The following is a 12017-nucleotide window of genomic DNA, read 5'->3' on the forward strand; positions in this document are numbered from 1 at the left end:
CAAAACTACAGTGGGGTTTTCCGTGCCGCAGGGCCCGGCGGTGAGGCCTTCACAGGCTGCTTGCCAACCCCGGACCCCGGCTTGTCTCGATCCACCAAGAAAGGAAACTCCCATGACCTACCCACGTTGGACCCGCTCCGGTGCCGCCCTGGCGGCGGCTGCCTGCGCCTTTGGGGGCCTGCTGGCCCTGCCCACAGGGGCGATGGCGCAATCGCAAGGGGGCGAAGCCTCGCTGGCCCGTGGCGCCGTGCCGGACACTACGCCCCAGCAGCGTTACCAGTCGGCCATCCGCGAAGCCGGTGGCGGGCTCAAGGTCAGCCTGGAGGAATGCCGGACCATGGCCGCTGCAGAGCGCAAGGCCTGCGAATCCCAGGCCCGCGCGCGTTACCAGGCCGACATAGCGGCCGCCAAGGCATTGCTGAAGGACCCGTCTGCCGGGCCGGTGAATGTGGTGGGTGGGCCGATCCGCAGCACCGAGACGGTGTACGAGATCAAGCCCTGATGGGGTCCCGCCGCCTGCAGGCGAGGACGCAGCAAAGGTTTACTGCGGCTGTGCCGCCTGGGCGGTGCTGGTGGCGCCCTCGGTCGAAGTCACGCGGCGTGCGCCGTTGAAGCGGCGCTTCCAGTAGGCCACGCCCATGTCTTCCACCCGGATCTCCGAGCCGCTGCGGGGGGAATGGATAAATTTGCCATCGCCCACGTAGATGCCCACATGGCTGAAATTGCGGCGCATGGTGTTGAAGAACACCAGGTCGCCCGGTTGCAGTTCTTTTTTGTCGATGACCTGGGTGGCGGCCGCCTGCTGGTCTGCGCGGCGGGGCAGCAGCAGGCCCACGGTCTGTTCGTACATGGCGCGCACAAAACCGCTGCAGTCAAAGCCGGTTTCGGCGCTGTTGCCACCGCGCTTGTAGGGCACGCCGAGGAAACCCATGGCGTTGACCACCAGTTCGGAGGCCTGTCCGGCCACCGTGTGGGCCTTGTCGGCCACCTGATGGCTCACGTTTTCGAGCCGGGTGAGCAGGCCTTTGTCGGCGAGCAAACGGTCCATATCGTCAGAATTGGCCGTCTGGGGGGCTGCCTGCGCGGTGGTGGCGCAGACCAGGAGGAGGAGGCAAAACCATCTGGACATGGGGGCGAAGGGTAACACGGTATGGTTGCTTATTAAAAATAAGCTGTTTTGCAAGCCATTGATTTGATTCAACTAAATGGCGATGGCCGGTCGCGGGGGCCTGCAAAGCGTTGCGCTGGCGGGCTGTTTGGCCGTGCGGGTTTGGTTGTTTGCGCGGCCTTGGCGCCCATCCTGTGGTGGAGGAATTTTTTGCAATGAATTTCATGAAAAAACCGGCCTTTCGGCGCACCAGCAAAGTCCAAGTAGCTATGTTTTTTATAGCTTTTGGCTGCGCGGCCAGTGGCAGTGCCCAAAACACCGGGCCCGCCGTCTCGCTGGTCCCGGTGGCCACCGGGCTGGCAAACCCCTGGGCGCTGGCCTTTTTGCCGGACGGGCAGTTTCTGCTCACCGAACGCCCGGGGCGCATGCGGGTGGTGAGCGCCACCGGCCAGCTGGGCCCGGCCCTGGCCGGGGTGCCCCCGGTGGCCGCAGGCGGGCAGGGCGGCCTGCTGGATGTGGTGACGGATGCCGACTTTGCGCGCAACCGGCGCATCTACTTCTGCTTTTCAGAGCTTGCCACCAGCGGCGCGGGCAACGGCACCGCCGTGGCACGCGCCACCCTGGCGGCCGATGCGAAGAGCCTGCAGGACGTGCGCGTGGTCTTCAGCCAGCGCCCCAAGGTCGAAAGCGCGCTGCATTTTGGCTGCCGCATCGTGCAGGCGCCCGACGGCAACCTGTTTGTGGCCCTGGGCGAGCGCTACCACCGCAAGGACGATGCGCAAAAACTCGACAACCACCACGGCAAGGTCATCCGCATCACGCCCGATGGCGCCGTGCCGCCTGGCAACCCCTTTACAAACCAGCCCGGTACCTTGCCCGAGATCTGGAGCTACGGCCACCGCAACCCGCAAGGCGCCACGATCGGCCCCGATGGCAAGCTATGGATGCACGAACACGGCCCCCAGGGCGGCGACGAGATCAACCTGCCCCAGCCCGGCCGCAACTACGGCTGGCCCGTCATCACCTACGGCGAAAACTATGGTGGCGGCAAGATGGGGGAGGGCACGGCCCGCGCGGGCATGGAACAGCCGCTGCACCACTGGACGCCCTCCCTCGCGCCTTCGGGCATGGCGTTTTTGACCAGCACGCGCTATGGCGCGGCCTGGCAGGGCAGCCTGTTTGTGGGCTCACTCAAATTTGGCACCCTGCACCGGCTGGAAGTGGCGGGCGGCAAGCTGCAGCGCGAGGAAAAACTGCTGCAAGGCAACGGCGAGCGCATCCGCGATGTGCGCCAGGGGCCGGATGGCCTTCTCTATATGGTGACCGACAGCCCCCAGGGGCGGCTGCTGCGCCTGCAGCCCGACTGATGGCGGGAGCAGGGCTGCTTGACCCAGGTCATGCCGCCCGCAGTTTTCGCCCGGCCAGCGCGCTGGCGCGGGGTGTTCACTAGGTGTCGGCCAGCGCTTTGGGTTTAGGCTGGCGCCATGCACGCCGAGCCTTCTTCTCCCGCCCTTGCCTCTGCTCCTGTGTCTGCCCTGGCCGACGCGCCCCCTCGCTCCCAGTTGGCCCTGCGCCGCGTCGCCATCGACACCTGGCGGGAAAACGTCGCCTACCTGCACCGCGACTGCGCCGTGTACCGGGCCGAGGGCTTCCAGGCCCTGTCCAAGATCGAGGTGCGCGCCAACGGCCGCCGCATCCTGGCCACGGTGAATGTGGTGGACGACCCGGCCATCGTGGGCTGCCAGGAGCTGGGCCTGTCGGAAGACGCGTTTGCCCAGCTGGGCGTGGACAACGGCCACACCGTGTCGGTCGCCCAGGCCGAGCCGCCCGAGTCCATGGGCGCGCTGTTCCGCAAGATCGCCAGCGAGCGCCTTACGCGCGAGGACTTTGGCGCTATCGTGCGCGACATTGCCGACCACCGGTACTCCAAGATCGAACTCACCGCCTTTGTGGTGGCCTGCCACCGCAGCGAGCTGGACCGGGAAGAGGTCTTCTTCCTGACCGACGCCATGGTCGCCAGCGGCAGGCGGCTGGACTGGCATGAGCCGCTGGTGGTGGACAAACACTGCATTGGTGGCATCCCCGGCAACCGCACCACCATGCTGGTGGTGCCCATCGTGGCCGCGCACGGCATGTTGTGCCCCAAGACCTCATCGCGCGCCATCACCTCGCCCGCCGGTACGGCCGACACCATGGAGGTGCTGGCCAAGGTGGAGCTGCCGCTGGAGCAACTGGCCGACATCGTGCGCGACTACCGGGGCTGCCTGGCCTGGGGCGGCACGGCCCACCTGTCGCCTGCGGATGATGTGTTGATCTCGGTGGAGCGGCCGCTCTCCATCGACTCGGCCGGGCAGATGGTGGCGTCCATCCTGTCCAAAAAGGTGGCAGCGGGTGCCACGCACCTGGTGCTGGACATTCCCATCGGCCCCACGGCCAAGGTGCGCTCCATGCCCGACGCGCAGCGCCTGCGCCGCCTGTTTGAATATGTGGCGCGGCGCATGGGCCTGTCGCTGGACGTGGTGATCACCGACGGCCGCCAGCCCGTGGGCCAGGGCGTGGGCCCGGTGCTGGAGGCGCGCGACGTGATGCGCGTGCTGCAAAACGACCCCCGAGCGCCCGACGACCTGCGGCAAAAGGCGCTGCGCCTGGCCGGGCGCCTGATCGAATGCGACCCTGATGTGCGCGGCGGTGATGGCTACGCGATTGCGCGCGACATCCTTGACTCCGGCCGGGCGCTGGCGCGCATGAACGCCATCATCGCCGCCCAGGGCAGCACCGGGTTTGACCACAACCATCCGGCGCTGGGTGCGCTGACGCTGGATGTGGTGGCACCCGCCAGCGGCGTGGTGTCAGCCATCGACAACTACCAGATCGCCTGCGTGGCCCGACTGGCCGGTGCGCCCAAGGTACCCGGCGCCGGGGTGGACCTGATGCACAAGCTGGGCGACACCGTGGCCGCTGGCGACCTGCTGTACCGCGTGCACGCCAGCTACCCGGCAGACCTGGAGTTTGCGCGCCACGCGTGCGAGCGGGACAGCGGCTATCGCCTGGGCACGGCCGATGAGGTGCCGCAGGTGTTTGTGGAGTTCTGACCATGGCCCTGCCCGACGCTTCCTGCGTGCTGTATTTCGACGATGAAGCCGCGCCTGCGCAACGCCTGGCGCAGGCCGCCGGTCTGACGGCCCAGGCCATTGAGCGCCATCGCTTCCCCGATGGTGAACTCAAGCTGCGCCTGCCGGTGGATGCCTCCGGGCGTTTGCCACAGCGCGCCGTGCTGCTGCGCAGCCTGCACCAGCCCAATGAAAAACTGGTGGAACTGCTGCTGGCCGCGCGTACTGCGCGCCAGCTGGGCGCGCAGCACCTCACGCTGGTGGCGCCGTACCTGGCCTATATGCGGCAGGACATCGCCTTCCACCCCGGCGAGGCCGTGAGCCAGCAGGTGGTGGGCGGGTTTCTGGCGGGCCTGTTCGACGCGGTGATCACGGTGGACCCGCACCTGCACCGCATCGAGCGGCTGGAGCAGGCCATGCCTGTGACGCAGGCCGTGGTACTCAGCGGCGCAGAGCCACTGGCCGACCTGATCGCCCAGCGCCGCCCCGGCGCCTTGCTGGTGGGGCCTGACGGCGAATCCGCCCAGTGGATCGCCCAGGCCGCTGCGCGCCACAGTTTTGACCATGCCGTGTGCACCAAGGTGCGCCATGGCGACCGGAATGTGGCCATCGAGCTGCCCGCCCTCAACGCCCAGGGCCGTGCCGTGGTGCTGCTGGACGACATGGCCAGCACCGGCCGCACGCTGGCATTGGCAACGCGGTTGCTGCTGCAGGCGGGTGCTGCCTCGGTGGATGTGGCCGTGACGCATGCGCTGTTTGCGGGTGATGCGCTGCAGGTGCTGACGGAAGCCGGGGTGGGGGAGGTGTGGAGCACGGACTGCATTCCGCACCCCAGCAACGCTGTGGCCATGGCCGGACCGCTGGCGGCGGCGCTGCACAGGGTTCTGGCGGCATAAGAACCACCGCCGGGCTGCGACAATGCGCCATTCCCCCCGCGCCCCGTCCCGGCCAGCGCATTCCAGAACACGCACACGATCGAACCCACCATGCTGCTTGACGCCACCGAATCCCAACTCGTCCTGGTCGATTACCAGGAGCGCCTGATGCCTGCCATCTTTGAAGGCCCCGCCGTGCTGGCCAACGCCCGCCGCCTGGCCGAGATCGCCCGCATGCTGGACGTGCCCGTGTGGGGCACCGAGCAAAACCCATCCCGTCTGGGCGCCAACGACGCCGCGCTGCGCGCCCTGTGCCAGAAGACCCTGGCCAAGATGCATTTCAGCGCCGCCGAGGAAGGCCTGGGCGAATGGCTGCGCCCCCCCGCCAAGCCCCAGGGCGGCAACGCCCGCAGCCTGCCCAAGCACCTGCAAAAGCCTGCCCCGCTGGCCGCAGAGCGCGGCACCATCGTCATTGCCGGGTGCGAAGCGCATGTCTGCCTGCTGCAGACCGCACTGGACCTGATCGACGACGAGTTTGAAGTGTGGGTGGTGACCGACGCCTGCGGCTCGCGCACCGAACGCAACCGCGACGCTGCCTTCGACCGCCTGGCCGGCGCAGGCGCCGAGCTGGTGACCACCGAGATGGTGGCGTTTGAATGGCTGGGCAGCTGCGAGCACCCGGCGTTCAAGGATGTGCTGGGGCTGATCAAGTAAAAACTTTGGGTCTTTTTAGCCCCTGCCGCGCGTCCATCAAGCGCTGATAGCTATTGAAATAATAGCAATCAACCCAGAGGTGGTGGGGGCGGCGAGTCGCCGAAACCCCACCGGCGGCCCGGTTCATCGCCGCCTTCGATTCACCCCGCCCGCTGCGCCTCGGCCTTGGCACACACGGCGTTGCCGGAGGCGGCCCAGCCGTCTATGCCCCCTTGCAGAAAGCGCGCCTTGAAGCCCGCTGCACGCAAGCGCAACGCGGTCGAGCGGCCGACTTCGTGGCCATAGACGCAGTACACCACCACGTCTTCGCTGGCAGACAGCTCCGGGGCCCATGTGTCGATGGCAGCAGGGTCGCGCCAGCGGGCTTTGGGGATCGCGGTGGTGGCCGCCTCGTACACACCGGCACGGCGCACATCAATCAGTTGCGCCGCCGCTTGTGCGTCCTGGATCGACGCTTGCAGCCCTTCGCTCGCGGCGTGGACCGCATGCTGGTAGCGCTCATAAACGGCGGCCCAGTGGATGTTTGCCATGAATACATCCACATAGGCACCCGCTGCAGCGCCGTGATCGAGGTGGTAGGCGTGCTCGTACATGTCCAGCGCGAGGATGGGCACCCCTCCCGCTGCCACCTGGGTGTGGTCGCTGGCCCACTGGTTGACGAGCGTGCCCTCGCGCGGCTGGAACACCAGCAGCACCCAGCCGGAGCCGCCGCCCAGCGCCTTGCCCATGGCAACAAACTCCTCGCGCCACCGCTCTACGCTGCCAAAGTTGGCCGCCAGTGCCAGCTGCATGGCGGGTGCGGGGGCGGCGCCACCGCCGCCCAGGCTGCCAAAGTACAGCTCGTGCAACAGCATCGAATTGCCCGCAATCAGCTCCTCGCGCTTGAGGCCATTGAGCGCAAAGCCCGGTGCCGAGGCAAAGGCCAGTTCAGCCAGCTGCCCACGGATGGCGTTGAGCCGCTCCACCGCGCCGCCATAGTTGTTCTGGTGGTGGCTGCGCAGCAGCTTTTCGGACAGGCCCGGCAGCGTAGCCGGGTCAAAAGGAAGGGCTTGAGGACGTGCTTGCATGGCAGGGCTCCGGGAGGGGGATGGCCGCTCAGGCCAGCCAGGGTTTGAGGAAAGTCACCGCCAGCCCCACCGCCGCGCACAGGCCCAGCAGCGGCATCACTCCGAGCTTGAAGCGGAACAGCGCCACCAGTGCGCCCACGGCGATCACCGCCGACACGGCATCGAACGCCCCGCCAAAACCCTTGGGCCAGAGCAGGTGGTAGGCAAAAAACAGCGCCAGGTTCAGGATCACGCCCACCACGGCGGCGGTGATGGCCGACAGCGGGGCGGTGAAGCCGAGCTTGCCGTGGGTGGACTCCACCAGCGGGCCGCCCGCCAGGATGAAGATGAACGAGGGCAGGAAGGTCACAAAGGTCACGACCGCCGCCGCCACCACTGCGCCCGCAAACAGCGCATCGGGGCCCCACACCTGCTGCAGCCAGCCGCCCACAAAGCCAACGAATGCCACCACCATGATCAGCGGGCCGGGCGTGGTCTCGCCCAAGGCCAGGCCGTCGATCATCTGCGGGCCGCTGAGCCACTGGTAATGCTCCACCGCGCCCTGGTACACATAAGGCAGCACGGCATAGGCGCCGCCAAAGGTCAGCAGCGCGGCTTTGGTGAAGAACCAGCCCATCTGCGTGAGCGTGCCTTGCCAGCCCTGGGTGGCCACCAGCAGGCCCATGGCCACCAGCCACAGCGCCAGCCCCGCCGCCAGCACCTTGGCCAGGTGGCTGCGCGAGAAGCGGGCATGGTCTGGTGTGGGGGTGTCGTCATCGATCAGCGCCGGGCCGTAGCCCTGGTTACCGTTGGCATGGCCGCCCCCCAGGGCGAACACGGTCGGCCAGCGCCGTGCGCCAAAGTAGCCCATGAGGCCCGCCGCGAGCACGATGGCCGGGAAGGGCGTGTTGAGCGCAAAGATGGCCACAAACGATGCAGCGGCAATGCCCCACATCCAGCCGTTCTTGAGCGCGCGGGTGCCGATGCGGTGTGCGGCATGCAGCACCAGCGCCGTCACGGCGGGCTTGATGCCGTAGAAAATGCCCGCCACCACGGGCACATCGCCAAAACGCAGGTACACCCACGACAGCCCGATCAGGATGAACAGCGAGGGCAGCACAAACAAGGCCCCGGCCACGATGCCGCCCCAGGTGCGGTGCATGAGCCAGCCGATGTAGGTGGCCAGTTGCTGCGCCTCGGGGCCGGGCAGCAGCATGCAGTAGTTGAGGGCGTGCAGAAAGCGGTTTTCGCTGATCCAGCGGCGGCGCTCCACCAGCTCGGTGTGCATGATCGCGATCTGGCCCGCCGGGCCGCCAAAGCTGATGAAGCCCAGCTTGAGCCAGAACAGGAAGGCCGCACCAAAGGTTGCGGGAGCGGGGCGCTCTAGCGCCGCAGGCGCATCGGCAGAAGACGTGTGGGTGGTCATGGGGCGGCGCTGGGCACGGTGGATGGAGAGGTTGAGGAAGGCGGCGGCACGGCATACAAGGCGTCAAACACCTGCGCGGCGGCCTGGGTGAGGGTGTTGTCGTCGGCATGCACCTCGCGCAGGCCGGCCAGCACGGCCTCCAGCCCGGCGGCCTCGGGCACGGGCATGCCGCCCGCGTCCAGGTAGTGCACGGCGCGCGCCAGGCGCTGCAGCCGGGGGTCGGCTTCGAGCCCGAAGCTGGCGATCAGCACCTCAAAGGTCACGAGGGCGCCCACGTGGGTGAACCGGGCGCCGTCAAAGTCAAAGCCCAGCACATCGGCAGGTGCTGAGGCCGGGTCGGCCAGCCACACCCACTGTGCACCCGGGTCGATGAAGCGGCGGATCAGCCAGGCGCAGGCCAGGCGGTCCACCCAGGGCCGGGCGCGGGTGGCCCAGCGCTGGTTCTGGAACCGGGCGGCGTCCAGGCGCGGGATGCCATGGGCGGGCAAGGCGGCGGGCTCTCCGCGTGAGAAGCAGGCGTCCAGTGCCTGGCGCAGGCTGGCCAGGTCGGCATCGGCCTGCGCGGCGGCGGCACCGGGGTAATAGTCGGTGCGGTGCAGCGCCTGCAGCGCATCGGCAATGCTGCGCAGGCGGCGGCGGGCGTCGGTTTCGGTGAGCTGCGGCAGCTCGGCCTGCAGGGTGGTGGCCGTGTCGCGCCATTGGGTGAAGGCCTCGGTGCGGTCGAACAGTGCTTCGATCTCCTGGCGCTGTGTGGCGTCGTTGGCCGTCAGGGTCAGCACCATGGCCGTGCCACCGTGTTCCCGCACCTCGGCGGCAATCGGGGCCAGCAGGCCCGCGTGTTCTTCGGGCAGCAGGTAGGCACCGTCGCGCAGGGCGGCGCAGCCCAGTGCCTTGAGATTGCGCCACACACGCAGCCGCACGGCGTTGGGCTGTGTGGGGAGTGTCATGATGAGCGTGGACCACATGACTGAAGTATATGCTTTAGTTTGTGAAATATTTATGTCTATTTTTGATATCGTTCTAGCCAAAGAATCCTTGCGCACGGGATGCGAGAGGGTCTAAAAGGCGGAGGAGGGAAGGGCGTGGGCCGTCTGCAAGCGGCAGTGGCGCGCTGGGGCGCCGGTAAAAGCGCTGCAGCAGGACGAGCAAGCCACTGATCACAGCGCACTCAGCGCCACCACGTCAGTTTGCCGCAAGCCCGTCATGAATAATTATGAATTCAAAACCTGCTGTCCTGGCAGGGCGAGAGAGATGCCGAGGAGACACCCACAATGACCGCACACAGCACCTACGCCGACTTCTACCGCCAGTCCATCGACCACCGCGACGCCTTCTGGAGCGAGCAGGCCCAGCTGATCGACTGGAAGACGCCGCCCCAGCAGGTGTGCGACTACAGCAACCCGCCGTTTGCCAAATGGTTTGTGGGCGGCACCACCAACCTGTGCCACAACGCGGTAGACCGGCACCTGGCCACACGCGCCAGCCAAGCGGCGCTGGTGGCCATCTCCACCGAAACCGACACCGAGCGCAGCTACAGCTTTGCCGAGCTGCACGCCGAGGTGCAGCGCATGGCGGCCGTGCTGCAGAGCCTGGGTGTGAAGAAGGGCGACCGCGTGCTCATCTACATGCCCATGATTGCCGAGGCCGCGTTTGCCATGTTGGCCTGCGTGCGCATTGGCGCGCTGCACTCGGTGGTGTTTGGTGGCTTCGCCTCGGGCTCGCTGGCCTCGCGCATCGAAGACTCGGAGCCCGTGGCCGTGGTCAGCGCCGATGCGGGCTCGCGCGGCGGCAAGGTGGTGCCCTACAAGCCGCTGCTGGACGAAGCCATTGCGCTCTCCAAGCACAAGCCCGCCGCCGTATTGATGGTGAACCGGGGCCTGGCCCCCATGCACCTGCAGCCGGGCCGCGACCACGCATGGGCGTCGCTGCGCGAGCAGCACCTGAACACCGTGGTGCCCTGCGAATGGGTCGATTCCACCCACCCCAGCTACACGCTGTACACCAGCGGCACCACCGGCAAGCCCAAGGGCGTGCAGCGCGACACGGGCGGCTACGCCGTGGCGCTGGCCGCCAGCATGAAGCACATCTTCGACGCCCAGCCCGGGGAGGTGTACTTCGCCACCAGCGACATCGGCTGGGTGGTGGGGCACAGCTACATCATCTACGGGCCGCTGCTGGCCGGCATGACCACCATCATGTACGAGGGCCTGCCGATCCGGCCCGATGCGGGCGTGTGGTGGAGCATCGTCGAGAAGTACCAGGTCACGCACATGTTCTCGGCCCCCACAGCGGTGCGGGTGCTGAAAAAGCAGGACCCGGCCTTCCTCACCCAATACAACGTGAAAAGCCTCAAGGCCCTGTGGCTGGCGGGCGAGCCGGTGGATGAGCCCACGGCGCGATGGATTGGCGCGGCGCTGAACATCCCCATCATCGACAACTACTGGCAGACCGAAACCGGCTGGCCCATCCTGGCGGTGGCCAACGGCATCGAGGCCAATGCGGCGCGCTGGGGCAGCCCGGGCAAGGCGGTCTACGGCTACCACGTCAAGCTGCTTGACGAGGCCACGGGCGAGGAGCTGACAGGTGCCAACCAGAAGGGCGTGGTCGCCATCGAAGGCCCGCTGCCCCCCGGCTGCATGCAGACCGTGTGGCGCGACGACGCCCGCTTTGTGAACACCTACTGGAAGAGCATCCCCGGCCGGCTGATCTACAGCACGTTTGACTGGGGCATCCGTGACGCGGACGGCTACCACTTCATCCTGGGCCGCACCGACGACGTGATCAACGTGGCTGGCCACCGCCTGGGCACGCGCGAGATCGAGGAGAGTATTGCCTCGCACCCCAACATCGCCGAAGTGGCCGTGGTGGGCGTGGCCGACAGCCTCAAAGGCCAGGTGGCCATGGCGTTTGCCGTGGCGCGCGATGCTTCAGGGCTCGATTCCGACGCAGCGCGCCTCAAGCTTGAAGGCGAGGTGATGAAGCAGGTGGACAGCCAACTCGGCGCCGTGGCCCGGCCATCGCGCGTGTACTTTGTGAGCGTGCTGCCCAAGACCCGCAGCGGCAAACTGCTGCGCCGCGCCCTGCAGGCCGTGGCCGAGCGGCGCGACCCGGGGGATCTGACGACGATGGAAGACCCGGCAGCGCTGCAGCAGGTGAAGGAGCTGGTGGGCTGATTCAGCCGAGGCGGCCCGCACGCGGCGCAGGCTATAGCGCTGCCGCCTCAGCCCCCAGATCGTGAGACTGCCCCAGCGGCAGCGCCAGAAGCTGGCCCAAGGCTTGAGGAAAAGACGGCAGCAGCACACCGTGGGCCTTGCGGGCACTGCTGCCCATGGTGCCGAACAAGGCCTGTTCAGCACCATGAACGGCCTTGATCCTGCGCGCGCAGGTGTCCATGAGTTGCTGAACCAGCGCGGCGCGTGCCAGCATTGGCGGTTCGCGCAGCGGCACCGTGCCGCGAACCAGCACCACCAGGTTGCACAGAAGGGCCTGGACCATCCATCCTGCGCCGTGGGCATCGGCGGTGATGGCACCGATGAGTTCTGCCGTGTCCTGATCGCCATGGCCCTGGGCCATCACAAAAATGAACTCGACAGGCCCTTGGGACAAACGCTCGCCTTGCGCGGGGGGATGCGCCAGCTGTTGGAGGATGTGGGGAGGAACGTGCGCAGAAAAAAGATCTGCCAATTTTTCCTTACGAGAAAACAGGCCCGCCATTTTTCCTTCCGTCTTGGTCTTTTT

General features: G+C 67.3%; 11 protein-coding genes. 6 read left to right on the forward strand and 5 right to left on the reverse strand.

Annotated features, from left to right (window positions below; genetic code table 11):
* Positions 1–112 precede the first annotated feature (112 nt).
* The gene (locus A1D30_RS07995; protein WP_063460218.1) at positions 113–502 is read left to right on the forward strand and encodes a hypothetical protein; all 390 of its coding nucleotides are present in this window, start codon (positions 113–115) and stop codon (positions 500–502) included.
* 39 nt (positions 503–541) lie between these two features.
* Here A1D30_RS07995 and A1D30_RS08000 read toward each other — a convergent pair whose 3' ends face one another.
* Positions 542–1129, reverse strand: coding sequence for a C40 family peptidase (locus tag A1D30_RS08000; protein WP_063460219.1), 588 nt, complete (start codon positions 1127–1129; stop codon positions 542–544).
* 248 nt (positions 1130–1377) lie between these two features.
* Here A1D30_RS08000 and A1D30_RS08005 point away from each other — a divergent pair, with 248 nt between their 5' ends.
* The 4 genes from A1D30_RS08005 to A1D30_RS08020 all read left to right on the forward strand — a co-directional run bounded on the left by A1D30_RS08005 (position 1378) and on the right by A1D30_RS08020 (position 5807).
* Complete coding sequence (locus A1D30_RS08005) at positions 1378–2475, forward strand: PQQ-dependent sugar dehydrogenase (protein WP_063460220.1); 1098 nt, start codon at positions 1378–1380, stop codon at positions 2473–2475.
* A gap of 195 nt (positions 2476–2670) precedes the next feature.
* Positions 2671–4200 (forward strand): thymidine phosphorylase family protein, encoded by a 1530-nt coding sequence (locus tag A1D30_RS08010; RefSeq protein WP_063460870.1) that lies wholly within the window; start codon positions 2671–2673, stop codon positions 4198–4200.
* Positions 4201–4202: 2 nt separating this feature from the next.
* Positions 4203–5114 (forward strand): ribose-phosphate diphosphokinase, encoded by a 912-nt coding sequence (locus tag A1D30_RS08015; protein WP_063460221.1) that lies wholly within the window; start codon positions 4203–4205, stop codon positions 5112–5114.
* A gap of 90 nt (positions 5115–5204) precedes the next feature.
* The gene (locus A1D30_RS08020; RefSeq protein WP_063460222.1) at positions 5205–5807 is read left to right on the forward strand and encodes an isochorismatase family protein; all 603 of its coding nucleotides are present in this window, start codon (positions 5205–5207) and stop codon (positions 5805–5807) included.
* A gap of 140 nt (positions 5808–5947) precedes the next feature.
* Here A1D30_RS08020 and A1D30_RS08025 read toward each other — a convergent pair whose 3' ends face one another.
* The 3 genes from A1D30_RS08025 to A1D30_RS08035 are packed head-to-tail and all read right to left on the reverse strand — an operon-like array spanning position 5948 to position 9226.
* The gene (locus A1D30_RS08025) at positions 5948–6874 is read right to left on the reverse strand and encodes a Fe-Mn family superoxide dismutase (RefSeq protein ID WP_063460223.1); all 927 of its coding nucleotides are present in this window, start codon (positions 6872–6874) and stop codon (positions 5948–5950) included.
* 28 nt (positions 6875–6902) lie between these two features.
* A complete protein-coding gene (chrA, locus tag A1D30_RS08030) occupies positions 6903–8279 on the reverse strand; it encodes a chromate efflux transporter (protein ID WP_063460224.1) in 1377 nt (458 codons plus the stop codon).
* Positions 8276–9226: a chromate resistance protein ChrB domain-containing protein gene (locus A1D30_RS08035; protein ID WP_242421823.1), complete on the reverse strand. Its 951-nt coding sequence runs from the start codon at positions 9224–9226 to the stop codon at positions 8276–8278. The genes chrA and A1D30_RS08035 overlap by 4 nt, the downstream gene beginning before the upstream one ends.
* Before the next feature lie 324 nt (positions 9227–9550).
* Here A1D30_RS08035 and A1D30_RS08040 point away from each other — a divergent pair, with 324 nt between their 5' ends.
* A complete protein-coding gene (locus A1D30_RS08040) occupies positions 9551–11452 on the forward strand; it encodes a propionate--CoA ligase (RefSeq protein WP_063460226.1) in 1902 nt (633 codons plus the stop codon).
* A 31-nt stretch (positions 11453–11483) separates the two neighbouring features.
* Here the strand turns inward: A1D30_RS08040 and A1D30_RS08045 are convergent, their stop codons facing one another.
* Positions 11484–11885, reverse strand: coding sequence for a hypothetical protein (locus A1D30_RS08045; RefSeq protein ID WP_131798426.1), 402 nt, complete (start codon positions 11883–11885; stop codon positions 11484–11486).
* Positions 11886–12017: the final 132 nt, after the last annotated feature.

The organism is Acidovorax sp. GW101-3H11, from assembly GCF_001633105.1.
Taxonomy (GTDB): domain Bacteria; phylum Pseudomonadota; class Gammaproteobacteria; order Burkholderiales; family Burkholderiaceae_C; genus Acidovorax.

Excerpts from the sequence above, each read along its gene's own strand:
- A1D30_RS07995 (WP_063460218.1), top strand. The coding sequence starts at position 113 with ATGACCTACCCACGTTGGACCCGCTCCGGTGCCGCCCTGGCGGCGGCT.
- A1D30_RS08000 (WP_063460219.1), bottom strand. The coding sequence starts at position 1,129 with ATGTCCAGATGGTTTTGCCTCCTCCTCCTGGTCTGCGCCACCACCGCG.
- A1D30_RS08005 (WP_063460220.1), top strand. The coding sequence starts at position 1,378 with ATGTTTTTTATAGCTTTTGGCTGCGCGGCCAGTGGCAGTGCCCAAAAC.
- A1D30_RS08015 (WP_063460221.1), top strand. The coding sequence starts at position 4,203 with ATGGCCCTGCCCGACGCTTCCTGCGTGCTGTATTTCGACGATGAAGCC.
- A1D30_RS08020 (WP_063460222.1), top strand. The coding sequence starts at position 5,205 with ATGCTGCTTGACGCCACCGAATCCCAACTCGTCCTGGTCGATTACCAG.
- A1D30_RS08025 (WP_063460223.1), bottom strand. The coding sequence starts at position 6,874 with ATGCAAGCACGTCCTCAAGCCCTTCCTTTTGACCCGGCTACGCTGCCG.
- chrA (WP_063460224.1), bottom strand. The coding sequence starts at position 8,279 with ATGACCACCCACACGTCTTCTGCCGATGCGCCTGCGGCGCTAGAGCGC.
- A1D30_RS08035 (WP_242421823.1), bottom strand. The coding sequence starts at position 9,226 with ATGACACTCCCCACACAGCCCAACGCCGTGCGGCTGCGTGTGTGGCGC.
- A1D30_RS08040 (WP_063460226.1), top strand. The coding sequence starts at position 9,551 with ATGACCGCACACAGCACCTACGCCGACTTCTACCGCCAGTCCATCGAC.